At 50.1% G+C, this 25668-nt stretch carries 22 protein-coding genes; 12 read left to right on the top strand and 10 right to left on the bottom strand.

The window, feature by feature from the left end:
* Positions 1–34 precede the first annotated feature (34 nt).
* A complete protein-coding gene (gene sohB, locus FDX14_RS22635) occupies positions 35–1081 on the top strand; it encodes a protease SohB (RefSeq protein ID WP_137350290.1) in 1047 nt (348 codons plus the stop codon).
* 108 nt (positions 1082–1189) lie between these two features.
* Here the strand turns inward: sohB and FDX14_RS22630 are convergent, their stop codons facing one another.
* Positions 1190–1441, bottom strand: a complete 252-nt coding sequence (locus tag FDX14_RS22630; RefSeq protein ID WP_003020616.1) for a YciN family protein — start codon at positions 1439–1441, stop codon at positions 1190–1192.
* 398 nt (positions 1442–1839) lie between these two features.
* Here FDX14_RS22630 and topA point away from each other — a divergent pair, with 398 nt between their 5' ends.
* The 5 genes from topA (at position 1840) to acnA (ending at position 9230) form a co-directional block, all read left to right on the top strand.
* Positions 1840–4437, top strand: coding sequence for a type I DNA topoisomerase (gene topA / locus FDX14_RS22625; protein WP_137350289.1), 2598 nt, complete (start codon positions 1840–1842; stop codon positions 4435–4437).
* Positions 4438–4645: 208 nt separating this feature from the next.
* A complete protein-coding gene (cysB, locus tag FDX14_RS22620; protein WP_042308079.1) occupies positions 4646–5620 on the top strand; it encodes an HTH-type transcriptional regulator CysB in 975 nt (324 codons plus the stop codon).
* A gap of 293 nt (positions 5621–5913) precedes the next feature.
* On the top strand, positions 5914–6075 hold the full coding sequence (locus FDX14_RS22615; protein ID WP_094301001.1) for a YmiA family putative membrane protein: 162 nt from the start codon (positions 5914–5916) through the stop codon (positions 6073–6075).
* Between the two features lie 3 nt (positions 6076–6078).
* Positions 6079–6246 carry a YciX family protein gene (locus tag FDX14_RS25260; protein ID WP_167371244.1) on the top strand — a complete coding sequence of 56 codons (168 nt, stop codon included), beginning with the start codon at positions 6079–6081 and terminating at the stop codon, positions 6244–6246.
* 308 nt (positions 6247–6554) lie between these two features.
* Positions 6555–9230 carry an aconitate hydratase AcnA gene (acnA, locus tag FDX14_RS22610; protein WP_137350288.1) on the top strand — a complete coding sequence of 892 codons (2676 nt, stop codon included), beginning with the start codon at positions 6555–6557 and terminating at the stop codon, positions 9228–9230.
* Positions 9231–9283: 53 nt separating this feature from the next.
* On the opposite strand, the gene ribA is transcribed toward acnA, so the two are convergent.
* Positions 9284–9874: a GTP cyclohydrolase II gene (gene ribA / locus FDX14_RS22605; RefSeq protein ID WP_038640958.1), complete on the bottom strand. Its 591-nt coding sequence runs from the start codon at positions 9872–9874 to the stop codon at positions 9284–9286.
* 201 nt (positions 9875–10075) lie between these two features.
* Here ribA and pgpB point away from each other — a divergent pair, with 201 nt between their 5' ends.
* The 5 genes from pgpB (at position 10076) to yciH (ending at position 13728) form a co-directional block, all read left to right on the top strand.
* The gene (gene pgpB / locus FDX14_RS22600) at positions 10076–10840 is read left to right on the top strand and encodes a phosphatidylglycerophosphatase B (RefSeq protein ID WP_137350287.1); all 765 of its coding nucleotides are present in this window, start codon (positions 10076–10078) and stop codon (positions 10838–10840) included.
* Between the two features lie 149 nt (positions 10841–10989).
* Positions 10990–11298 carry a LapA family protein gene (locus tag FDX14_RS22595; RefSeq protein ID WP_006684318.1) on the top strand — a complete coding sequence of 103 codons (309 nt, stop codon included), beginning with the start codon at positions 10990–10992 and terminating at the stop codon, positions 11296–11298.
* Positions 11299–11304: 6 nt separating this feature from the next.
* Positions 11305–12474 carry a lipopolysaccharide assembly protein LapB gene (lapB, locus tag FDX14_RS22590; protein ID WP_137350286.1) on the top strand — a complete coding sequence of 390 codons (1170 nt, stop codon included), beginning with the start codon at positions 11305–11307 and terminating at the stop codon, positions 12472–12474.
* 189 nt (positions 12475–12663) lie between these two features.
* Complete coding sequence (pyrF, locus tag FDX14_RS22585) at positions 12664–13401, top strand: orotidine-5'-phosphate decarboxylase (RefSeq protein WP_137350304.1); 738 nt, start codon at positions 12664–12666, stop codon at positions 13399–13401.
* Entirely contained in the window at positions 13402–13728 is a 327-nt protein-coding gene (yciH, locus tag FDX14_RS22580) for a stress response translation initiation inhibitor YciH (protein WP_061381244.1), read from the top strand.
* Positions 13729–13816: 88 nt separating this feature from the next.
* Here the strand turns inward: yciH and osmB are convergent, their stop codons facing one another.
* The 7 genes from osmB to fabI form a co-directional block, all read right to left on the bottom strand.
* On the bottom strand, positions 13817–14035 hold the full coding sequence (gene osmB, locus FDX14_RS22575) for an osmotically-inducible lipoprotein OsmB (RefSeq protein WP_038640946.1): 219 nt from the start codon (positions 14033–14035) through the stop codon (positions 13817–13819).
* 268 nt (positions 14036–14303) lie between these two features.
* Positions 14304–15056, bottom strand: a complete 753-nt coding sequence (yciT, locus tag FDX14_RS22570; RefSeq protein ID WP_042308090.1) for a DNA-binding transcriptional regulator YciT — start codon at positions 15054–15056, stop codon at positions 14304–14306.
* Positions 15057–15137: 81 nt separating this feature from the next.
* Positions 15138–15320, bottom strand: coding sequence for a YciZ family protein (locus tag FDX14_RS22565; RefSeq protein WP_042308514.1), 183 nt, complete (start codon positions 15318–15320; stop codon positions 15138–15140).
* Between the two features lie 183 nt (positions 15321–15503).
* Positions 15504–17495, bottom strand: coding sequence for a cyclic di-GMP phosphodiesterase (gene pdeR / locus FDX14_RS22555; RefSeq protein ID WP_079223970.1), 1992 nt, complete (start codon positions 17493–17495; stop codon positions 15504–15506).
* A gap of 264 nt (positions 17496–17759) precedes the next feature.
* Positions 17760–19694: an exoribonuclease II gene (locus FDX14_RS22545; RefSeq protein ID WP_042308094.1), complete on the bottom strand. Its 1935-nt coding sequence runs from the start codon at positions 19692–19694 to the stop codon at positions 17760–17762.
* A gap of 89 nt (positions 19695–19783) precedes the next feature.
* A complete protein-coding gene (locus FDX14_RS22540) occupies positions 19784–20926 on the bottom strand; it encodes a carboxymuconolactone decarboxylase family protein (protein WP_137350284.1) in 1143 nt (380 codons plus the stop codon).
* Between the two features lie 212 nt (positions 20927–21138).
* A complete protein-coding gene (fabI, locus tag FDX14_RS22535; RefSeq protein WP_042308097.1) occupies positions 21139–21927 on the bottom strand; it encodes an enoyl-ACP reductase FabI in 789 nt (262 codons plus the stop codon).
* Positions 21928–22370: 443 nt separating this feature from the next.
* On the opposite strand from fabI, the gene FDX14_RS22530 reads away from it, so the two are divergent.
* Positions 22371–23060 carry an EAL domain-containing protein gene (locus FDX14_RS22530; protein WP_137350303.1) on the top strand — a complete coding sequence of 230 codons (690 nt, stop codon included), beginning with the start codon at positions 22371–22373 and terminating at the stop codon, positions 23058–23060.
* A 90-nt stretch (positions 23061–23150) separates the two neighbouring features.
* On the opposite strand, the gene rdrB is transcribed toward FDX14_RS22530, so the two are convergent.
* Positions 23151–25667, bottom strand: coding sequence for an antiviral RADAR system adenosine deaminase RdrB (gene rdrB, locus FDX14_RS22525; protein WP_137350283.1), 2517 nt, complete (start codon positions 25665–25667; stop codon positions 23151–23153).
* Position 25668: the final 1 nt, after the last annotated feature.

Here is a 25668-nt window from a genome sequence, read left to right as displayed (position 1 = left end):
GCGGGAATAGCGTTGTTTAACCAAGGTGGGTCTCGTGGAATTGTTGTCTGAATATGGGCTGTTTTTGGCAAAAATTGTCACTGTCGTGGTGGCTATTGCGGTAGTTGTGATGCTGATTGTGAACGCGACACAACGCAAGCGTCAGCGCGGGGAGCTGCGGGTAGTTAACCTCAGCGAGCAATATAAAGAGATGAAGGATGATCTGTCGCTGGCATTACTGGACGGGCATCAGCAAAAATTCTGGCATAAGGCGCAGAAAAAGAAACAGAAACTGGAAGCGAAGGCAGCCAAGGCAAAAGCGAAACTGGGAGACAGTACGTCATCTGATAAACCACGTGTATGGGTGCTGGATTTTAAAGGCAGCATGGACGCCCATGAGGTCAGCGCGTTACGGGAGGAAGTGACGGCGGTGCTGGCAGTGGTTAAACCGCAGGATCAGGTGGTGGTTCGCCTGGAAAGCCCGGGCGGTGTGGTTCATGGTTATGGCCTGGCTGCATCGCAGTTACAGCGTCTGCGCGATAAGCAGATTCCGTTGACCGTAACGGTGGATAAAGTCGCCGCGAGCGGTGGGTATATGATGGCCTGCGTAGCCGATAAAATTGTCTCGGCACCGTTTGCTATCGTCGGGTCGATTGGCGTCGTGGCGCAGATCCCGAACTTTAACCGCTTTCTGAAAGGGAAGGATATTGATATCGAACTGCACACCGCCGGACAGTACAAGCGTACGCTGACGCTGCTGGGTGAAAACACGGAAGAAGGGCGGCAGAAATTCCGCGAAGATCTGAATGAAACCCATCACCTGTTTAAGGATTTTGTGCAGCGCATGCGTCCGACTCTGGACATTGAGCAGGTTGCCACCGGCGAACACTGGTTTGGGCAACAGGCGCTGGCGAACGGGCTGGTGGATGAAATCAATACCAGTGATGAAGTGATCCTCGGGCTAATGGAAGGGCGCGAAGTGTTGAGCGTTCGCTATATGCAGCGCAAAAAACTGATGGATCGCTTTACCGGGAGTGCGGCCGAGAGCGCCGATCGTTTGCTGCTGCGCTGGTGGCAGCGGGGACAGAAACCGCTGATGTAAAATTGTCATTGCCGGATGGTGATGCTAAAGCATCTTACCCGGCCCACAGGATGACAACATCCTGGGCCGGATATGGCAGAGCCGCCATCCGGCAAATCATTTCTTGTATCAATCGATCAAGTGATACTTTTCAGAAAGTACGTGCGCCAGGTGCTTAAACATATTAAACACTGCCGTACTTTTGGGCGTCGGAAGCCCTTGCTCGTCTAAAAAGTAATCGCCGCTGAAAACCAGCACGCCATTTCGCTGCGTAACGCCGGTGGCGACAATCCCCGCCAGCGTGTCCTCATGCTCACGAATGATTTTGTTGGCTTCAATCAGCAGCGTTTCGCGATCGATAGGTTGCGTGTCTTTATGCATTATTTACTCCTTAAACAAGGACATTAGTCTACGCCGAGCCCGGCTTATGGGCAAATATTCCCTGACATAAATGAAGGTCTTACGTCAGGGTTGCAACTGGCGAGATTTGTTTTTGCATGCTAATAAAGTTGCGTAACGCATTTTATCAGGTACAGTGTGACGCTTTCGTCAATCTGGCAACAGATTTGCTTGACATTCGACCAATACTTCGTCGTGCTATAGCGTTTGTGAGCAAAAAAGCCTGTTAACTCAGTTACATGAGAGTTACATTACAAGCGCGAATCAGTTTAAGGGGTTGATATCCGCCGACGCAGAGACCATATCGATGTCTCGTCGCCAGTGGAAGGTGAATCAACGTGCGACGCATTCTGGAAGAATCAAATTAGGTAAAGGTGAATATGGGTAAAGCTCTTGTCATCGTTGAGTCCCCGGCAAAAGCCAAAACGATCAACAAGTATCTGGGTAATGACTACGTGGTGAAATCCAGCGTCGGTCATATCCGTGATTTGCCGACCAGTGGCTCAGCAACTAAAAAGAGCGCCGACTCAACCTCCACCAAAACGGCTAAAAAGCCCAAAAAGGATGAACGTGGCGCTCTCGTCAACCGCATGGGTGTTGACCCGTGGCACAACTGGGATGCGCGCTATGAAGTGCTGCCTGGTAAAGAGAAAGTTGTTTCTGAACTGAAGCAACTGGCTGAAAAAGCCGACCACATCTATCTCGCAACCGACCTTGACCGCGAAGGGGAAGCCATTGCATGGCACCTGCGGGAAGTGATCGGCGGCGATGACACCCGCTACAGCCGCGTGGTGTTTAACGAAATTACCAAGAACGCTATTCGTCAGGCGTTTGAAAAACCGGGCGAACTGAACATCGACCGGGTTAACGCGCAACAGGCGCGCCGCTTTATGGACCGCGTGGTGGGCTATATGGTGTCGCCGCTGCTGTGGAAAAAAATTGCGCGTGGTTTGTCTGCAGGCCGCGTACAGTCGGTTGCTGTACGTCTGGTGGTTGAGCGTGAACGTGAAATCAAAGCATTTGTCCCAGAAGAGTTCTGGGAAATTGGTGCTGACACGACCACGCCTGGTGGCGATGCTTTGCCGCTTGAGGTGACGCATCAGAATGATAAACCGTTCCGCCCGGTCAACCGGGAACAAACGCTTGCCGCTGTTAGCCTGTTGGAAAAAGCGCGCTATAGCGTTCTGGAACGTGAAGATAAACCGACCAGCAGCAAGCCGGGCGCACCGTTTATTACCTCCACGCTACAGCAGGCTGCGAGCACGCGTCTGGGCTTTGGCGTGAAGAAAACCATGATGATGGCACAGCGCTTGTACGAAGCGGGTTACATCACCTATATGCGTACGGACTCAACAAACCTGAGTCAGGACGCCGTCACCATGGTTCGCGATTACATCAGCGATAATTTTGGTAAAAAATATCTGCCGGAGAGCGCGAACCAGTACGCCAGCAAAGAGAACTCTCAGGAAGCGCACGAAGCTATCCGTCCCTCCGATGTCGCCGTACAGGCGGAATCACTGAAAGACATGGAAGCTGATGCGCAGAAACTGTACCAGTTGATCTGGCGCCAGTTTGTTGCCTGCCAGATGACGCCGGCGAAATACGATTCCACCACCTTAACCGTGGGCGCGGGTGATTTCCGCCTGAAAGCGCGTGGTCGTATTCTGCGTTTCGATGGCTGGACCAAAGTGATGCCTGCGCTGCGTAAGGGCGATGAAGACCGTATCTTGCCGGCGGTGGATAAAGGCGATACGTTGACGCTTGTCGAACTGACGCCAGCGCAACACTTTACCAAACCGCCTGCGCGTTTCAGTGAAGCCTCGCTGGTTAAAGAGCTTGAAAAGCGTGGTATTGGTCGTCCATCAACGTATGCGTCGATTATTTCCACGATTCAGGATCGCGGCTATGTTCGCGTTGAGAACCGTCGCTTCTATGCTGAAAAAATGGGTGAAATTGTCACCGATCGTCTGGAAGAAAACTTCCGCGAACTGATGAACTACGATTTTACCGCGCAGATGGAAGACAGCCTCGACCAGGTGGCAAATCACGAAGCCGAATGGAAAGGCGTACTCGACAACTTCTTCACCGATTTTACTCAGCAACTGGATAAAGCCGAGAAAGATCCTGAGGAGGGCGGTATGCGTCCGAATCAGATGGTGCTGACCAGCATTGATTGCCCGACCTGCGGACGCAAGATGGGTATTCGTACCGCCAGCACCGGCGTTTTCCTCGGCTGTTCCGGCTATGCGCTGTCGCCGAAAGAACGCTGCAAAACCACCATTAACCTGGTGCCGGAAAACGAAGTGCTGAACGTGCTGGAAGGCGACGACGCGGAAACGAACGCTCTGCGCGCCAAACGTCGCTGCCAGAAGTGCGGCACGGCGATGGACAGCTATCTTATCGATCCTAAGCGTAAGCTGCATGTATGTGGTAATAACCCTACCTGCGACGGCTATGAGATCGAAGAGGGTGAATTCCGCATCAAGGGTTATGACGGTCCTATCGTTGAGTGCGAAAAATGTGGCTCTGAAATGCACCTGAAAATGGGGCGTTTCGGTAAGTACATGGCGTGTACCAACGATGAGTGCAAAAACACCCGTAAGATCCTGCGTAACGGTGAAGTCGCTCCGCCGAAAGAAGATCCGGTTCCGCTGCCGGAACTGCCGTGTGAAAAATCTGACGCGTATTTTGTGTTACGTGATGGCGCTGCAGGTATCTTCCTGGCGGCAAATACGTTCCCGAAATCACGTGAGACCCGCGCGCCGTTAGTGGAAGAGCTGTACCGCTTCCGCGATCGTCTGCCGGAAAAACTGCGTTATCTGGCAGACGCGCCGCAGACGGACCCGGACGGCAACAAGTCCATGGTCCGTTTCAGCCGTAAAACCAAGCAGCAATACGTTGCCGCTGAGAAAGACGGTAAGGCGACCGGCTGGTCCGCGTTTTTTGTTGACGGTAAATGGGTTGAAGGGAAGAAATAACGGCATTCCGCCTGAATTTCTCCTTAAAGGGTCGCGTATGCGACCCTTTTTGTTTCTGGCGTATTATTTTTTGTCATGCCTATACAGCTTACATAGAAATGATATAGTGGTTATAGTTAACACGTTTTTTATTATTAAATCGTATTAGCAGCGCTAACGAGCCTGCTTTGAAACGATGATCTGATGGCATAAATCGGGATGGCTTAACATGAAATTACAGCAGCTTCGCTACATTGTTGAGGTGGTGAACCACAACCTTAATGTCTCCTCAACGGCGGAAGGGCTTTATACCTCCCAGCCAGGCATCAGTAAGCAAGTTCGTATGCTTGAAGATGAACTTGGCATCCAGATTTTTGCCCGTAGCGGTAAGCACCTGACGCAGGTTACGCCAGCGGGGCAGGAAGTCATCCGTATTGCGCGTGAGGTACTGTCGAAGGTGGATGCCATTAAGTCCGTTGCCGGCGAACATACCTGGCCGGACAAAGGCTCGTTATACATCGCGACGACCCACACACAAGCACGTTACGCACTGCCAAACGTGATTAAAGGTTTTATTGAGCGATACCCTCGCGTCTCTTTGCACATGCACCAGGGATCGCCGACGCAAATCGCCGAAGCCGTTTCGAAAGGGAATGCAGACTTTGCCATTGCGACAGAAGCCCTGCATCTGTATGACGATTTGGTGATGCTGCCTTGCTATCACTGGAACCGCTCGATCGTCGTGACGCCGGATCATCCGCTGGCGGGAAAAGCGTCCGTTTCTATTGAAGAGTTAGCGCAGTATCCGCTGGTCACCTACACCTTCGGTTTTACCGGGCGTTCGGAACTGGATACCGCGTTTAATCGTGCGGGTCTGGAGCCGCGGATAGTTTTTACCGCTACCGATGCCGATGTCATTAAAACCTATGTGCGTCTGGGCCTCGGCGTGGGGGTGATTGCCAGCATGGCGGTTGATCCCGTCTCCGACCCTGATCTTGTACGTGTTGACGCGCACGATATCTTCAGTCATAGCACCACCAAAATTGGTTTTCGTCGCAGCACGTTTTTACGCAGTTACATGTATGATTTTATTCAACGTTTCGCGCCACATCTGACGCGAGATGTGGTGGATACTGCGGTGGCGCTGCGTTCTAATGATGATATCGAAGCCATGTTTAAAGATATTAAATTGCCTGAGAAATAATACCAGCTGTTACCTCGTCGGTATCCTCCGGCATAAAGCGATACCGACGGGAAACACTGAACTAATTGATAATTTACAGTGAATAAATTAACCATATATAGTTTATGGAAAAGGTTCTCTAAAGTAGTTTCAAATTAGTCAGCTTGCCAAAAATTCCTTTCAAATATTTATAACCGATCAAACAATCGATTTATTTATCAGGACGAGTCAGAAAATTAACTGGCTTTTTTTCGCCTTTTTTATTAGGATTTCTCCTATCTGATGATTAATTGTACCGATTGTTTGGTGCCTAAATGATAAGTGATTTCGATAGTATGAGGTTAGCGATGCCTTCAGGAAACCAGCCTGCACGCAGGGATCCCGCGATGAAACGTAAAGCCTGGTTTGCTGTTTTTCTCGGCTCCGCTGTGTTCTGGATTGTCGTCGCGCTCGTGGTCTGGCAAGTGTGGGGGTAGGTCATGTCCGCACCGGAACAACACGCCACCGTAACGCCATCTCCTCATGAAAATGAACAAGAGAGCAAGAGCGGCGCAGAGAATGGGCCGGAAATCCCCACCTCCTGGACGCTTTCCCCGGAACAACGCGCGTTTATTGATCTGTTTACTGATGATGAACAGAAACAGTAATTAATACGAATTTTATTGTCATTATTATTCGCCCTCTGTCTGATACTTCGTATGACTTATTACATGCAATCGCGATGTCCCCGCTAATCAGCATATTATCGATTGCATACATACCTGTTACACATTAAGCCTCATAGCCTTCGCTCTCGAACCTTCTCCTCGTAATTTACGCCACACTCCGCTTTTCCTATGTTCTCCACTTTTATCAATTTGAGTTGTTATCAAAGCGTTACATTTTGTTTGTGTTATCTTTAATACTAACCCTGAAGAAAATCAGGGGATCCAACCCTGTCATTTAAGGAGGAGCTATGTCGTCGACCCTACGCGAAGCCAGTAAGGACACATTGCAGGTTAATGATAAAACCTACCGTTACTACAGCTTGCCTCTGGCCGCACAAACACTGGGTGATATCACCCGCCTGCCTAAATCGTTAAAAGTTTTGCTGGAGAACCTGCTTCGCTGGCAGGACGAAAATACCGTTACCGAAGACGATATTCATGCCCTGGCGCGTTGGCTGGAAACCGCGCATGCCGATCGTGAGATTGCCTATCGACCCGCTCGCGTTTTGATGCAGGACTTTACCGGCGTACCCGCAGTGGTCGATCTGGCCGCTATGCGCGAAGCGGTAAAACGTTTGGGCGGGGATACGGCAAAAGTGAATCCGCTTTCGCCAGTGGATCTTGTGATAGACCACTCCGTAACGGTGGATCGTTTCGGTGATGATGACGCTTTCGAAGAGAACGTCCGTCTGGAAATGGAACGTAACCATGAGCGCTATGTGTTTCTGAAATGGGGACAGCAAGCATTCAGTCGCTTCAGCGTTGTGCCGCCGGGAACGGGGATTTGTCACCAGGTTAACCTTGAATATTTGGGTAAAGCCGTCTGGAGCGAATTACAAAACGGTGAATGGGTGGCTTATCCGGATACGCTGGTCGGTACCGATTCCCATACTACGATGATAAATGGTCTCGGTGTGCTGGGCTGGGGCGTCGGGGGCATTGAAGCCGAAGCCGCGATGCTGGGCCAGCCGGTCTCAATGCTTATCCCTGACGTGGTGGGCTTCAAGCTGGTAGGTAAACTGCGGGAAGGTATCACCGCAACCGATCTGGTGCTGACCGTCACCCAAATGCTGCGTAAGCACGGTGTGGTTGGGAAATTTGTTGAATTCTATGGCGATGGTCTGGACACCTTACCTCTGGCCGATCGGGCAACCATTGCGAACATGTCGCCGGAATATGGCGCAACCTGTGGTTTCTTCCCGATTGATGACATCACTCTTGAATATATGCGCCTGAGCGGACGCAGTGAGGAGCAGGTCGAGCTGGTCGGCGCTTATGCTAAAGCGCAGGGGATGTGGCGTAACCCAGGCGATGAACCCGTATTTACCAGCTCGCTGGAGCTGGATATGGGGAGTGTGGAGGCGAGCCTTGCCGGGCCGAAACGTCCGCAGGATCGGGTTGCGCTCGCTGATGTCCCGAAAGCGTTCTCGGCGAGTAACGAGCTTGAAGTGAATAGCTCGCTAAAAGATCGTCAGCCAGTGGACTATACAATGAACGGGCATCAATACCAGTTGCCGGATGGTGCGGTGGTGATTGCGGCGATCACCTCCTGTACCAACACATCTAACCCAAGCGTATTGATGGCGGCGGGGCTGCTGGCGAAGAAAGCGGTTACGCTCGGTCTGAAACGTCAACCCTGGGTTAAAGCTTCACTGGCGCCTGGCTCTAAAGTCGTTTCTGACTATCTGGCGCAGGCCGGGTTCACACCGTATCTCGATGAGTTGGGCTTTAACCTCGTGGGTTATGGCTGTACTACCTGTATAGGTAATTCCGGACCGTTGCCCGATCCTATTGAGACGGCGATCAAAAAAGGCGATCTCACGGTTGGCGCAGTGCTTTCCGGCAACCGTAACTTTGAAGGACGCATCCATCCGCTCGTCAAGACGAACTGGTTGGCGTCTCCGCCGCTGGTAGTAGCTTACGCGCTGGCGGGGAATATGAATATCAACCTGACGAAAGATCCGTTAGGTCATGACAGAAAAGGCGATCCCGTTTACTTGAAAGATATCTGGCCAACTGCGCAGGAAATCGCCCGAGCCGTTGAGCAGGTGTCTACCGCTATGTTCCATAAAGAGTATGCCGAAGTGTTTGAAGGCACGCCGGAATGGAAAGCGATTCAAGTTGATCGGGCTGACACCTATGGCTGGCAGTCGGACTCGACCTATATCCGTTTGTCGCCGTTCTTTGATGGTATGCAGGCTACGCCGGATCCGGTGCAGGACATTCATGGCGCCCGCATTCTGGCGATGTTAGGCGACTCGGTGACCACCGACCATATTTCTCCGGCAGGTAGCATTAAAGCGGATAGCCCGGCCGGTCGGTATTTGCAAAGCCACGGCGTTGAGCGCAAAGACTTTAACTCCTACGGCTCCCGACGCGGAAACCATGAAGTGATGATGCGCGGTACTTTTGCCAATATTCGTATTCGTAATGAGATGGTGCCAGGCGTGGAAGGCGGGATGACGCGGCATTTGCCGGGGACGGAAGTGGTGGCTATCTATGATGCCGCCATGCAATACCAACAGGAGAATGTTCCGTTGGCAGTCATTGCCGGTAAGGAATATGGTTCTGGCTCCAGTCGTGACTGGGCTGCGAAAGGGCCACGCTTGCTGGGTGTACGCGTGGTTATTGCTGAGTCCTTTGAGCGAATTCACCGTTCTAACCTGATCGGCATGGGGATTCTACCGCTTGAGTTCCCACAGGGGGTTACGCGTAAAACGCTGGGATTAACCGGTGAGGAAGCGATTGATATTACGGACCTGCAAAACATTAAACCGGGGGCGACAGTTCCGGTAAGTTTGTCTCGGGCGGATGGGCGTAAAGAGGTGATTTTGTGCCGTTGCCGCATCGATACCGCGACGGAGTTAACTTACTATCAGAACGACGGTATTCTGCACTATGTCATTCGTAATATGTTGAAATAACATGTAAAAAAGCCTGCGTTAGCAGGCTTTTTTCTGTGCCGGGTAAACGGATATTATTTATTTAACAAATGGCCCATCTTCGCGGCTTTGGTATCCAGATAATGTTCATTATTCGGGTTACGACCCACAATCAGCGGCACGCGTTCAACGATATTGATACCCGCTTCGGTCAGAATTTCCACTTTCTTCGGGTTATTGGTCAACAAACGTACCTCGTCAACGCCCAGCAGCTTGAACATGTCCGCACACAGCGTGAAATCACGCTCGTCTGCCGCAAATCCTAACTGATGGTTGGCTTCAACCGTATCATAACCCTGGTCCTGCAACGCATAGGCGCGGATTTTATTTAGCAGGCCAATGTTGCGTCCTTCCTGACGATGATAGAGCAGAATGCCACGCCCTTCTTCAGCAATGTGGGACAGGGCCGCTTCAAGCTGGAAACCGCAATCGCAACGCAGGCTAAACAGCGCATCGCCAGTCAGACACTCAGAGTGGACACGCGCCAGGACAGGCGTTTGGCCTGTAATATCGCCAAAAATCAGCGCGACATGATCGTGTCCGGTTGCCAGTTCTTCAAATCCCACCATCAGGAAATCGCCCCAGGGGGTTGGCAGTTTGGCTTCTGCCACACGTTTAAGCTGCATGTAATTCTCCAGATTATGCTGGCACTGTCGTGCCGTCGCCTGTTGGCTTCTGTTCTGTATTGCACTATTTTGCCATAAGCCAGCGATGTTCACCTAATTGCGACAACGGATTCGCTTTTGGAATGGCACAAAATTGTCAATTTTTCCGGCGTGCGCATTTTTCAGTTATGATTGTGAGACTTATCGACGAAAGGAGAGGCAATGCTTTCAATTGCAAAGCGCACCGCAGTCGGCGCCGGGCTGCTGCTTATCATGCCGGTTGCTGTATGGGTATCAGGTTGGAGTTGGCAACCAGGGCATAATGTCTGGTGGTTAAAATCCTTGTACTGGGTAACGGAAACGGTGACACAGCCATGGGGAATTATCACTCATGTAGCGCTCTGTGCATGGTTTTTGTGGTGTTTGCGTTTTCGTCTGAAAGCAGCGGTAATGCTGTTTGCGATCCTGGCAGCAGCGATTTTAGTTGGGCAGGGCGTGAAGTCCTGGGTTAAAGACAGGGTGCAGGAACCGCGGCCATTTGTCGTATGGCTGGAAAAAACGCACCATATTCCGGTTGATGAGTTCTACACTTTAAAACGTAAAGATCGTGGGAACTTAGTCAAAGAACAATTAGCCGAACAGCGGGACGTGCCAATGTTCCTACGTAAGCACTGGCAAAAAGAAACAGGGTTTGCTTTTCCATCCGGACATACGATGTTTGCTGCCAGTTGGGCTTTGTTGGCGGTAGGATTGCTGTGGCCACGCAGACGTACGCTGACTATTGCATTCTTGCTCATCTGGGCGACGGGTGTGATGGGGAGCCGTTTGCTGCTCGGAATGCACTGGCCCCGTGATTTGGTGGTCGCAACGCTGATTTCCTGGCTGTTGGTGACCCTGGCAACCTGGCTTGCGCAGCGGATATGCGGGCCTTTAACACCGCCAGTACAGGAGACAAAAGAAATTGCGCAGCGTGAACAAGAAAGTTAGCTATGATTGATTTTTCGAATTTTGCCCTTAAATCAGAAGGCATAAAGCGCTTTTCCATTTCGCACTCGGTGTGAAAATGGTAATTTAAAGGGCTCAACGCGGTAAGTTGGACACGATTTATTCGCTCAAACCACATAACGGGAAGTAATGTGAAATATTTACTCATTTTCTTACTGGTGTTGGCGATTTTTGTTATTTCGGTGACATTAGGTGCGCAAAACGATCAACAGGTTACGTTTAATTACCTGCTGGCTCAGGGTGAGTATCGTATCTCTACGCTGCTTGCTGTATTGTTTGCCGCAGGTTTTGCGATTGGTTGGCTAATTTGCGGCCTTTTCTGGCTGAAGGTTCGAGTGTCTCTTGCGCGCGCCGAACGTAAAATCAAACGACTGGAAAACCAGCTTGCGCCTGCGACCGACGTTGCGGTATCCGCCGATTCGTCGGTTGTAAAGGAATAATTATTTATGTTGGAGTTGTTGTTTCTGCTTTTACCTGTAGCCGCTGCCTATGGGTGGTATATGGGTCGCAGAAGTGCGCAACAAACAAAGCAGGATGAAGCTAACCGACTTTCCCGTGACTATGTCGCCGGGGTTAACTTCCTCCTGAGCAACCAACAAGATAAAGCGGTGGATCTGTTCCTCGATATGCTGAAAGAGGATACGGGCACCGTTGAGGCTCATCTCACCCTCGGAAACCTGTTCCGTTCGCGCGGTGAAGTCGATCGTGCAATCCGCATCCACCAAACCCTTATGGAAAGCGCCTCGCTGACCTACGAACAGCGTTTGCTGGCAGTGCAACAACTGGGCCGCGATTACATGGCCGCCGGCCTGTATGACCGTGCGGAAGATATGTTCAATCAGCTGACCGATGAAACCGATTTTCGCGTTGGCGCATTACAGCAGTTGCTGCAAATTTATCAGGCAACCAGCGAATGGCAAAAAGCCATTGACGTTGCAGAGCGTCTGGTAAAGCTTGGCAAAGACAAACAACGCATTGAGATAGCGCATTTTTACTGCGAACTGGCGTTACAGCAAATGGGCAACGACGATATGGATCGTGCCATGACGCTGTTGAAAAAAGGGGCGGCAGCAGACAAAAACAGCGCCCGCGTTTCCATCATGATGGGGCGCGTATATATGCTGAACGGCGATTACTCCAGGGCGGTTGAAAGTCTGCAACGGGTGATTTCTCAGGATAAAGAGCTGGTCAGTGAAACGCTGGAAATGCTGCAAAGCTGCTACCAGCATTTGGGCAAAAACGATGAGTGGGCAGAGTTTTTACGCCGTGCGGTTGAGGAAAACACAGGTGCCGCCGCTGAACTGATGCTTGCAGATATCCTTGAGGCGCGTGAGGGGACTGATACCGCTCAGGTTTATATCACTCGTCAGCTGCAACGCCATCCTACGATGCGTGTATTCTACAAGCTGATGGATTATCATCTTAACGAAGCGGAAGAAGGGCGTGCCAAAGAGAGCCTGATGGTGCTGCGCGATATGGTCGGGGAGCAGGTACGTAGTAAGCCGCGCTATCGCTGTCAGAAATGCGGGTTCACGGCTTATACGCTGTACTGGCATTGTCCATCCTGTCGTTCATGGTCAACCATTAAACCTATTCGCGGGCTTGATGGACTGTAATTTTTAAAAAACATTCAATTTAGTTACAACATCCTAATGAAGTATAACCATCCCATCATCAACCTCCGCTGCCAGCTCGCCGGGCAGAAATGTAATCGTGCCTGTTAATTTTCTATTGCCGCAGGTAGAATGCACGCCGTTTACCCATTTTGCGCCACCGGTGGCGCCCATCCTCAGGAAGGTCTGGTCATGACGTTTACTGCTTCATCTTCTTCTCGTGCTGTTACTGATTCTCCTGTCGTTGTCGCTCTTGATTATGCAAATCGTGATAAAGCATTAGCTTTTGTCGACAGAATTGATCCTCGTGATTGCCGTTTGAAAGTGGGCAAAGAGATGTTCACGCTTTTTGGACCTCAGTTGGTTCGTGAACTACAACAACGTGGTTTTGATGTCTTTCTTGATTTGAAATTTCATGACATTCCCAATACAACTGCACATGCCGTAGCTGCAGCTGCCGACCTCGGCGTGTGGATGGTTAACGTACACGCCTCTGGCGGGGCGCGCATGATGACGGCTGCCCGTGAGGCCCTGGTGCCTTTTGGTAAGGATGCGCCATTGCTAATTGCTGTGACGGTTCTGACCAGCATGGAAGCCAGCGATCTCGCCGATCTCGGTGTGACGTTGTCACCAGCAGAGCATGCTGAAAGACTGGCGCGTTTAACTCAACATTGCGGGCTGGACGGTGTCGTATGCTCAGCGCAGGAAGCGGTACGTTTCAAACAGGCGTTTGGACAGGCATTTAAGTTAGTGACGCCGGGTATTCGCCCTGAAGGCAGCGAGGCGGGCGATCAGCGTCGTATTATGACGCCAGAGCAGGCGCAGTTAGCCGGTGTGGATTACATGGTGATTGGTCGTCCGGTCACGCAGTCTGCTGACCCGGCGCAGACGCTGAAGATGATCAATGCCTCTCTGAAACGAGGTGTGTAAATGAGCGATTCAAACTCTCGCCTGGTCTATTCAACCGACTCCGGGCGAATTGAAGAACCGAAGGCTGCCCCTGAGCGTCCAAAGGGTGATGGTATTGTCCGCATTCAACGCCAGACCAGTGGCCGCAAAGGGAAGGGCGTGTGCCTGATTACCGGTATTGATCAGGATGATGCTGAACTGGCTAAATTAGCCGCGGAACTGAAGAAAAAATGTGGTTGCGGTGGGGCGGTAAAAGATGGTGTGATTGAAATTCAGGGCGATAAACGTGACCTGATAAAATCATTGCTGGAAGCCAAAGGCATGAAAGTTAAACTGGCTGGCGGTTAATAAAAAGCCACGGAGATAATCCGTGGCTTTTTAAAATACAGAGCTGAAAAAGTAAACGTTTAATTATATCGAGCTGGTCAACCGTAAATTATTTACCTACCTGATGGCCAATAATACCACCGACAGCAGCACCACCCAGCGTACCCAGCGCGCTGCCATCCGTCAGGACTGCACCACCTACTGCACCCGCACCAGCCCCGATAGCGGTGTTACGGTCGCGTTTGGACCAGTTAGAGCAGGCGCTCAGAGACATTGCCAGAGTAAGCGCCAGAATGGCTGCGGTCATTTTTTTGCTCGTTACTAACATAATACTTTCTCCTGAATTATTGATTCACGGAATCCAGTGTTCTTTAAGGATAGCGCTAAATCATGACTATCAAAGATATTTCCGTGTAACCGTTTAGCGAAAGCATGACAACCAATATCCTGCAGTTGGATGTTCGCTCCTGTTATATCGCTAACATTAATTTTACGAGTTTATCCTGTTAACAACAGGTAAAAAGTCTTAATTGGGTTGTCAGATAACTCTCAGAGAAGAGATGATTTGTCTGCCGACAAATCATCTTGCGCAGGCATTATGCGTTGGTATCAATGATATTGACGGTTAATCCTGAATGCTCAAGCTGCATTTGTACGCTGGCGCTGAGCTTAGAGTCCGTCACGACGCGGCTGAACCGCTCTAAAGGCCCCAGGGTGTATGGGTGAATGGCGTCGAATTTTGAGCTGTCGGTAAGCACAATAACCTCTGCGCCTTTTTCCAGTACCGCATTAACCACATCAGAACGCATCATATCGCGTCCGGTGAAGCCGGTGTCTGCCTGCCAGCCATCAATGCCGATAAAGGCCTTACTGAAGTGTACCTGCTGGATAAACTGACGCGTTAAGGGGCCGACCATGCTTTCACTTTTCTTCTGATAAATCCCGCCGAGGAGAATCACTTCACAGGGCGTTTCTTTGAGCAGGTGAGCGATGTAGCTGCTCACCGTAATGATAGTGACATCTTTTTGCTCCGCCAGCGTTCTGGCCAGGAGCGCGTTGCTGCTGCCGTTCTCAATGAATACAGACTCGCCGGGGCTGACCAGAGATGCAGCGAATTCAGCCAGCTCACGTTTTAGCGTGAAATTGGTCATCATACGCGTTTCCACATCATCGCTGTTTAACGAAACAGCAAATCCGTGCGCACGGCGTAAATAACTCTGTTTTTCCAGCGTATTCAGATCCTGTCGAATCGTCACTTCTGAAACGCCGGTGATCTTTGCCAGATCGGCGACGCTCATCTGACCTTTATCGGTCACCATCTGCAAAATAGATTGTTGTCGGGAATTCATAGTATTAATTTTTATAGCAATGTCGTATCGGAAAATAAACGGAAGTCTGCTGATAGCAGTAACATCAAGAGAGCGATGTCATCAGATCTCCCACGGAGCTTTCTGTTTTGTTGACAAAGATTGAGTATCTTCTTTGACCGTGTTTAACAGTTCAGCCTTCAGAATTTCGAGATTGTGGATGGCTGAGTGGTAATCACCTGCAACGAGGATATCCAGCACGGTATCAATGCGTTCGGCCAGACGCTGAGCGTCGATATCAGACATGATCATCATCCAAAGGGCAAATAGAGTTTGAATTTCATGATGCAGAATTTCATGGCAAAAGAGAAGGGAAAAATAGTATTAACCTGAATGATTGAAGAATATTATATATTCTGTGATTACATACAGATAGGAACATCACGAATTGTCCATTTATGGCTATTTTCCTCGATCAATCTTTCTGCATTATCGCGTATTTTTGTTCAGGTGTCGTCGATACCATCGTTCAAACGCCGCTGCAGGCATGGGCTTGGCGAATAAAAATCCCTGACGCTCATTGACGCCATTCTTGGTCAGAAATGCATCCTCTTTTGCACTTTCAACGCCTTCGGCGATGACCTGTAGGTTGAGCGCCTGCGCAACCGCGACAATGGCCCGCACCAGCGACTGCGAAATAGGTTGCTTGTGCACATCTCTGACAAAGGTTTGATCCAGTTTTATGGCATCAAGCGGGAAGCGGGCCAGTTGAGACAGCGACGAATAGCCGGTGCCAAAATCATCCAAATGGATTTGTGCCCCCAACTGGCTAAATTGCTGAATGACGGATAGCGCCAACTGCTCATTTTCAATCAAACTGCTTTCCGTTAATTCAACATCGATGGGGCAGTATTCAAAGTTGAGATCGTGAAGCACCTGCTTGAGAGCGGTAAAAAGCGTCTGGTCGGCGAGCTGGCGCGCAGACACGTTTACCGCCACGCGTAGATTTATTCCCTTGGCACGCCATTTTGCCACCTGGCGCACAACGTCCAGAATAACCCATCGGCCGAGTGGAACAATGAGCCCTGATTCTTCGGCGTAAGAGATAAACTCTAACGGCGGTATGAGGCCACGTTCCGGGGACTGCCAACGAACCAAAGCCTCAAGACTCCGTACTTCACCGCGCCAGGTTATCTTGGGCTGATAGTGGATAACCAGTTGATCGTTTTCCAGCGCCTTACGCAGATTGGTATCCAGCCACAGATATTCAAAAACCCGCTGATTCATTTCCGGAGAGAAGACGCAAAACTGACCACGACCGCCTTCTTTTGCCGTATACATGGCCGTATCCGCGTTACGGATGACGCTCTCGCCATCCTGTCCATGCTGTGGTGCGAGAGAAATACCGATTGAACATCCGGTATAGACCTCTATTAGTCCAATGCGAAAAGGTTGACGCAGGCGCGTCAGAATACGCGATGCCGTAGCTTCCAGCGCGCCCTGAGACGTTTCGGTGGCAAGGACAATAAATTCATCACCGCCAAATCTTGCCAGTAGTTGGTTGTCGTCGAGGCAACTGAGGATTGCCAGCGATACACTCTGTAACAGCTGATCGCCAAACATATGTCCGTAGGCATCATTAACTTTTTTAAAGTTATCTAAATCGAGATATACAATCCCGACCTGGGTATCACCCGCGTTTTCGATGGCGTTGCTGATCAGCTCGTGAATTGCGTTGCGATTCGGTAAACCGGTGATGGAGTCGGTATTTGCCAACACCCGTAGACGTTCCTGCGCGCGGCGCTCTTCAGTGATATCGGTACCGGAACAGATCAGAAATATTTCGTTCTTACCGCTACCGTTATGCACAAACTTATTGCGGAACAGAAACAGACGCTGGCCTTTGCAGGTTTTAACCCAACGTTCGACCTCATAAGAATTACCATCGCGAAAAAACACCTCAATGTTGCGTCTTGAGGCTGCGGCTTCGCGCCGGCTCATAAATAGCGTGAAAACGCTTTGGCCAATCACTTCACGCTCTTTGAGACCGGTGTACTCTTCGCACAGGCGATTAAAGCGCTGGATGTTGCCCATACGGTCAAGAATGACAATGACGGCGTTAGCTTCAGAAACAACCTGCTCAGCGAAGGAGAGGCCGTGAGCCAGGTCGCGCGCGACGGAAGGGGTGTCATCCCAGGCGGATGCGCTACCGGCCCATTCGCGCTTATTGATTTTCCTGCCGACCAGATGGACGGGAATGTCGTCATCTTCAATGGGGAGTGTCATCAACAGGCTCGACGTAATCACTGTCATTTCGCGAATGCGGTCGGCTTGCTCAACTGACAATTCGACGGTCTGATCGGCTGCTGACGCTTCGTCGATAGAGAAATGCAGGATGTTGCAATCCTCTGACAGGCGCCAGTAGGGGTTATGAGTGCCCACATAGCTATACAACGTAACCCGCTCCCGGACGTCTTTCATGATGTGTACTATCCCGCTTAAAGCGCATAGAGCCTCAAAAGTATAGGTAGCCATGATTCATACAGGGTGATTATGGCTGAACGTATTGTTTTATTTATATATTGATATGTAATCCAGAATCTAAAAAAAGCAAAGCTAGCGGAACTGAAAATAGTAAAAAAATAAATTAGACCGGATGAAAGAAGTGTAGTGCGTGGTGGAGATTTGGGAGAGAAAAGAAAACGACCTTTCACAAGAAGAGAAAGGCCGTTAGCTTCATCGATGTTACGCGGCTGGACGAGCGATAACGCTGCGGGTTTCCATCCGCACTTCAGCAATGGTGACATCAATCACATCTGTGACTTTGTAAACCACTTCACCTTTGATTTGTACGGTACCGCTTTCCTGGCTGCATACCAGTTCGTCACGAACAGCATGCAGGAACGGGGCTGGAATAAATGCGACTGCACCATTATCCACTAAACGCACTCGCATACCGCCGCGGCTGACGTCAACGATCTCGGCAGCGAAGCGGGCGTCGGTGCCTGCTTTGTCGCTCAGGAAGCGGGCGTATAACCAGTCACCCACATCGCGTTCGGCCATGCGGTTCAGGCGACGACGTTCGGCCATTTGCAGGGTCGTATCATCCTGCGGACGGGCAATCGTTTCGCCTTTGATGACCGCCTTAAGCAGACGGTGGTTGATCATGTCGCCATACTTACGAATAGGAGAGGTCCAGGTGGCATAGGCTTCCAGACCCAGCCCAAAGTGCGGACCTGGCTCGGTACTGATTTCAGCATACGACTGGAACCGGCGAATACGGCTATCGAGGAAACCGGAAGGCTGCGCATCCAGTTCGCGGCGCAGTTTGCAGAAGCCTTCCAGCGTCAGAACCTCTTCGGCATCTACGTGCATACCATGGGTTTTCAGCAGCGCAGCCAGTGCGTCGGCGTTTGCCGGATCAAATCCCATATGGACGTTATAAATGCCGAAGCCCAGCGTGTCGCGAAGTACGCGTGCAGCACAAATATTTGCCGCAATCATTGACTCTTCCACGATACGGTTAGCTATGCGACGCGGTTCCGCCACAATATCCAGCACTTCGCCTTTTTCACCGAGGACAAAACGGTAATCCGGACGATCTTTAAATACCAACGCGTGGTTGTGACGCCATTCACCACGGCTCAGACAAATACGATGCAGTAGACGGATTTGTTCAGCAATTGCGTCATTTTCAGGCTGCCAGTCGCCGGTGCCTTCCAGCCAGTCAGAGACGTTATCATAGGCCAGCTTCGCTTTAGACTCGATAGTCGCTGCAAAGAAGGTGATGTTATCCTCAATCGTACCGTCGGCGGTAATGCTCATACGGCAAGCCAGAACCGGGCGCACTTCGTTAGCGCGCAGAGAGCACAGATCGTCAGACAGCTCACGTGGCAGCATCGGGATATTGAACCCCGGAAGATAGTTGGTAAACGCACGAATTCTCGCCGTTTTATCCAGTTTGCTGCCTTCTGCAATCCAGGCGGTAGGATCGGCAATAGCGACGGTTAACTGTAGCGTGCCATCGGCCAGTTCTTCGGCATACAGCGCATCGTCCATATCTTCGGTGCTGGCGCTGTCGATGGTGACGAAATTGAGGGCGGTCAAGTCCTGACGCACCAGACCTTCGTCCAGCATTTCAGTCGCTACGCCGTCCGGGGCTTCTTTTTCGAGATTATGGCGCGCCAGCGTGACCCACCACGGGACAAAGTGATCGTCCGCAAAGGTGATAAATTGGGTTAATTCAGCGTAGAAGGTGCGATCGCCTTTCAGCGGATGGCGGCGCATTTCGGCCACGGCCCAGTCACCTTCTTTAAATTCATGTTCAACGCCACGGGCGGCGCGACAAGGGATCGCATCTTTCAGTAACGGATGGTCCGGCACAATGGACAGACGGTCATTTTTGCCCTGAATTTTACCCACGAAGCGCGTCAGGAAGGGTTCGATAAGTTCTTCCGGCTCAGCAGACTCGCGATCTTTTTCCGTATGGATCACCGCAACAATACGGTCGCCATGCATCACTTTTTTCATCTGCGGCGGTGGAATGAAATAGCTTTTTTGTGCATCGACTTCCAGGAAGCCAAAGCCTTTTTCCGTGGCTTTTACCACCCCTTCAGCACGCGGCGTCTGGGAATGTAGTTGCTGTTTAAGCTGCGCTAGCAGCGGGTTGTCCTGAAGCATAATTGTCTATTTTCGTGGCTAAAAGAGCGGCTGACAGTTTTACGCGATTCTGCCAGTTGCAGCAAGCGCTCTTTAAGTAGGTGGATCGGTTAATACGTCTCGCCCAGCGCGATTTTCAAGCGATTTAACCATCCGCATAATCCACTCCAGGCCAGCAGGTTAATCGCCTGTTCTGAAGAGATACCCTGATCGAACAACGGTGTTAACAGTGCGGCGCTAAAGCGGTCGGGCGCTCGGGTGAGCCATTGTACCGCCTGCAGGGTGACGCGCTCAACCGGATGTCGTTGTTCCCAGCGCTGCAATTCACGTTCATCCTGACGAAGGACAGTGATGATGTCAGTTAATTCATGTGCGGTATGCGCGTGTTCATTAAAGCAGGCCACGCTGCCGTTAATGCGTGATGTCATCAGGGTCGTCAGAGAAAATGCCCGCGCCGGCTTATCGCTGCGTTGTATGCTGGAAATCAGTGAACTGAGTACATCTAATACGTCAGGTGAATGTGTTAGCAAGGGGAGCAGTGCGTGCAGTTCGTTGGGGTAACCCGCTATTAGTTCAACGGAGACATTCTGTTTTTCGAGCGATAATGGCGCAGGGTGCCAGATTGAGTTTGCGGCGCTAAATGGCGAAGCGTGCGCGAATTGCTGTATATCCAGACCCGGTATGCGACGTACCGGGTGGGCGCACCAGGCCTGAAGTAATGCGACTACCCGCGCCTGAAAACCAACAAAGCCGATGATTTGATTCATCAGTATGCTATCGCAGGTGGTCAGCCCGACCGCATCAAGGTGCTGACGATCGCGCTCGCCAATCACAGCAGGTGAGCTGGCGAGCTGGCGCGCATATTGGGTAATTTGCGCCAGTCGGTGATTACTTTCACGAGACGAATCAGGGCCCGGCAGCGGCGTTAAACGTGCGGCATAGTGATTACACAATCGCTGCACGCCATATACCTGAGCGACGGTCAGGGCGGTACTCATCCGTTCATAGGCGCTGAATGTATGCATCTGATCCCTGTCTACGTGAGCAGGGAAAAGAAGTTGGGCAAGTTTACGGGCAGGGGTTAACCAGGATTGAAAGGGCAAAAGTACGTCATCAGATATCGCCAGGTCCAGTAAAAAGCTGTCGTCAACATGAGCGGCCTCCGGCACCAGCGGCAGAACATCTTGCGGATACGTGCTGGATTGCGTCTCATGATACCAGTGGCTTTTGCCTACAATTCGGCGTTGTTCCATGGGCGTTCCTTGGTCTAAAAAGTGGCGACCCGGACACGTCGTCATACACCTACGCCGGATCGTTTGCGCTGCAATATCCTGACGTAAGCCGATGGGGGGATGAAAGATTGTTACGTGATAATAAATATCGGAAAAGTATATATGGCGAAGGGCAGTGGCGGAGGCGGTGAAAATCATGGGCGACGGCAGGCCGCCCACTGAAGACTAAACGATTATTTCAGATCCAGCTCGTTCATCGCTGCAATGCTGAAGCCACCATCAACGTGAACAACTTCACCAGAGATACCGGCAGACAGATCGGAGCAAAGGAATGCTGCGGAATTGCCCACATCTTCAATAGTCACGGTGCGGCGAATCGGCGTAACCGCTTCACAATGCGCCAGCATTTTACGGAAATCTTTAATGCCGGAAGCGGCAAGAGTGCGGATAGGACCTGCGGAAATGGCGTTCACTCGTACACCTTCAGGACCCATTGCGTTAGCCATGTAACGGACGTTTGCCTCCAGAGAAGCTTTCGCCAGACCCATCACGTTGTAGTTAGGGATCGCGCGTTCTGCGCCCAGGTAGGATAGCGTCAGGAGCGCAGAGCCTGGGTTCAGCATAGAGCGGCAAGCTTTTGCCATCGCAACAAAGCTGTAAGCGCTGATGTCATGAGCAATTTTAAAACCTTCGCGGGTGACCGCATTCACATAGTCGCCATCCAACTGGTCAGCAGGCGCGAAACCGATGGAATGCACGAACCCGTCGAATTTCGGCCAGGACTGGCTCAGTTCAGCGAACATCGCATCAATGCTGGCGTCTTCGGCCACATCACATTGTAGTACGATGCTGGACCCCAGTTGAGCGGCAAATTCTTCCACACGGCCTTTTAGTTTGTCGTTCTGGTAGGTGAACGCCAGCTCAGCGCCTTCGCGATGCATGGCCTGAGCGATTCCCCAGGCAATGGACAATTTACTGGCAAGACCCGTCACCAGAATACGCTTACCGGAAAGAAAACCCATAGCTTTAATCCTTATGATCAGTGCTTCTTCGTAGCAATCAATGCGTGATGATTGCCATCTCAAAAACGCGCGAAATTGGTCTGAAATTATATCCTACTCATTGTTCCTTTTTGAATGGTTATCAACCCTAAATGACTCTTGCCATTCATTGCAAATGGCGAGGATATTACTTCCTCTGGTTGTGCCTTGCCCGACCCGTATTCCATTGAAGACAATGAGAAAATACAAGCCTTTAAAGGCATTAAAATGGTATTATTAAGGTGCTAGCTGATGTTAATAAACATAGCAAGGTAAGAACTTTCTTAAAACAAAAAACATGCATATATTCAGTTTGTTATGATATATTGTTTTTATCGATCAATATCGATACATTGATCGATATTATTGATTGATTGTGATTAAAAGTGCATTATCAGGAAGTTATGATCAATTGGAGTGGTCTTATGCACTATCATTTCATCGCGGAACCGATGAGAGACACAACAAATAAGTTGCTGGGTGTGGAGATGATCGCCCGGTTTGCTGCAGATACGGTTCGCCCATTGCATGCAGATATCATCGTTTCTGCGTGGGATAGCGAACAAAAGCGTAATTTCATGCTCAAGCAAATTCAGTTAATTGCCGAAAAGCGTGATTGGTTTGAGAGCAACAATCTGCTCTGTACCCTTCATCTTATTGATGAAATGGCGCTTCTGGCAATTGGTGATCCGGTCATCAAGTCGGCCCTACACGCAATGCCCTTTATTGCACTGGAACTGTCAGAGCGTTTTCTGTCGAGTACGATTTGCCTGAATAATCTGCTGATTAATTCACTCTGTGATGGCCCAAACGCGCTATGGCTGGGCGATCTCGGCTCCGGTATCGTCGGGGCAACTCCACTGGTTTGCGGTCATTTTGACGTGGTTAAATTGGATCGCGGTTTTTTCCTTGAACAAGTAGAAAAGCCGATGTTCCCGGTGCTTATCAAAAACATCCGGGAATATTGCGATCGCGTCGCGGTGGAGGGGATTGACGACGCCTGGTTAAGCGATGTGCTGATCAATGCGGGCATTTGGGCCGTGCAGGGCGGTATTTTCCCGTCCGTTGCGTTTAACGATATAGAAGCATTGCTACCAGCAGATATTTTCCACTGACGTTATCAGAAGTCCTCCATTAGAGGAGGACTTCTGCCACGCTTGCGATCTTGTCGCCGGGCATCCACCCAAGAGAAATGGAACGTCTGGTTAGCGCCTATCCTGTTTTATATGGTTAGCTTCAAATATTGAAATCCCTTTCTGACGAATAGAATCAATCCACAAATCTGCCATCCATGCGCCAATAGCAAAATGCTGAATGGTACATTCACGCATAAGACGGTGCTCGTTCGCTATTGTTGTTGGCATCAACGCACTGTCATCCGTGTTCAGACATACCGATAGCGGGCCGGAGCGCAAGCCATATTTGTTGAATTTATCACCAGGTTTTAACCATTCTGGATTAGGCGGGTTCCAACGAAACAGGGGATGCTCATGGTATTTTTCAAACCGCCCGATGTAAATATTTGAGGTGGGGCAGGCTTCAATGACCAGCCCGATTCGACTGTATTTCTCAATGAGATAGTCCTGGATGGCTTCGTATAATCGGAGTTCGCCTGGCGAAATAATGTCCTCATCGTCGCAGGTATGTGCCACAAAACTTTCAGTGTCGCCCGGTAGACAGTTGACGGAAATTATACGATTAACGGACGGATTTTTATCGCTATCTAAATAACGTTCCCATAGCTTCTTTGCTGTCACTTTAGTTAGTGGATTTTGACCTTCACAAGCAAACATATTCCAGTCCGGAACCCATTCCTGTCGGGTGGCTATTTCAGTTTCCAGGAAAGAATAGTCGGGCCAGTTTCGGCGGAGTAACCATGCCCGGTACAAAAGGTCGGGAGTATAAATATCTTCATGCAACAATTGAGACCAATAGTGGATCTTATCCCTTAATTCATGCATCACAGGGATATGTTCAACGGTATGCTGTGAAAGTAAAACAGCCTGGTGATATGCCCAGACAAGATTATCAAGATGTTGTCCTGCGGTAATGTAGGCACGACGTTGCCGTTTTGCCCAATCGTAAACATCTACCCCTAGTGCTAATCCATGTCCTATTCGATCCCCTTCACTGAGCTGACAAAATTCGACTGCTTCATCCATTGAACGCAGCCCACATAACAGGTGGCTGTAATCTTCTCCGGCATGAACGGTGATAAATGGTCTTGGTAATCTTACCGACCAGTGTTCTCCGGCACGATACTTGGCGGCACGTAATACGCGTAACGCTGGAGCAAACACCTCAACAGGTACGTCGTTTTCATTACCCGCAACATCATAACCACGAATCAATTTACGCACATCAATCTTTTGTTCGGGACTACCGAGATTGGTCTGGTAATCCGTTTCCTGAATGGTGACCGATGCGGAAAAACTCTCTAGCGCGCGTACCTGCGTCAGTAACTCATTACGCAGTGTTTCCAATCGACGATCGTTACGCGGGTGCTTACCGTATCCCCGACGAAAGTGCACAACGATATGCGCTTGCTCAGACATTGCCCGCTGATCGTGGCGCATAAAGAAGTCAGTGAGTTTATGGTGGTAAATATTATTTTTATTGCCTAACACGAAGGTGGGACTGACTCGATACTCTCGATTAATATTGACGCTATTGTCAAAATCAACAGTATCACTGTTACTGTTATCTTTACTGGCACCAAGTCTGCCAACGTCAAAATAATCGACGAACTGACCCAAGCCGACAGCAGAGACCACCATGTAATTGCGTAAAATATTACAAACTCGGATCAAATTAATAAGAACTGACGGGTAGTGATTTGTTGACGTGTTCATCATTAATCCACAGCAGAATAATAACCACCGCTGATGACCAAAAGGATGTGTTTGAGTGGCCGTTTTTAAAATTCTTTGTTGGGGCGTTGTCGGTTCTTGCGTGTAAGGAAGATCGTGTAGCGACAAACCTTCGCCATTGGATAGGTGAGCATAGTTGATCGGGGTTGAGGTGTTGAAAATGCTGCTGAGTAAGCATGATGAATACTTTTTCATCCACTTCGGCAGATCGTTTTTTTTCAGTCTCTGGCTTTCAAAAAAAGTATATTCCTGGCGATAAGGCCATTTAACCTTTTTTCCAAGAGTATTATCATTATCAATGAAACTCAACATAGACATTGACGTATAGCCATGCCCATTGAAATGAACATGGTTATCTGCGTAAGCAATTCCATTGGGCTCGCCGGGGAAGGCAAAGGGGCATTGATTTTCTGTCAGAAGTATTACAATGTCTTGCTCTGATAATATCTTCTGAGCATGCAATTGCGCATAGGCTTTGGCAATGATCCATGCGGGATCAATCACCGAGCAAAGCATCGACCACGCTTCTAAACGTTCACGACGAACCTCAAAACAATTGCCGCGCCAGACTAAGAAATCATCCGCTAACTTGGCAATGAGTTTTAGATAGTCGCCATCTGCACAGGGGATCTGCCAGAAGCGCATATTGTTCTGAATATCTTCTTTACGAAGATGTCCACCGAAGTAGAACTGATAATCCAGCGCAGCTTGAGAAACAATTTTTTCCTCTGTATCTGTAGGACTTCTTGTGACTTCCTCTTCGCCGCGGTGGCGCATGAGCTGGTGATAGAACACCCGGTCAGATGCGAGCAATACGGAAGGTATCAGCCAGTGAGGATCTTGGTTATACATA

It is taken from the genome of Citrobacter sp. wls710 (genome assembly GCF_005281115.1).
Classification (GTDB): Bacteria; Pseudomonadota; Gammaproteobacteria; order Enterobacterales; family Enterobacteriaceae; genus Citrobacter; species Citrobacter werkmanii.
The sequence above is the reverse complement of the archived record's forward strand: the minus strand, read 5'-3'. Positions and strand labels throughout refer to the sequence as shown.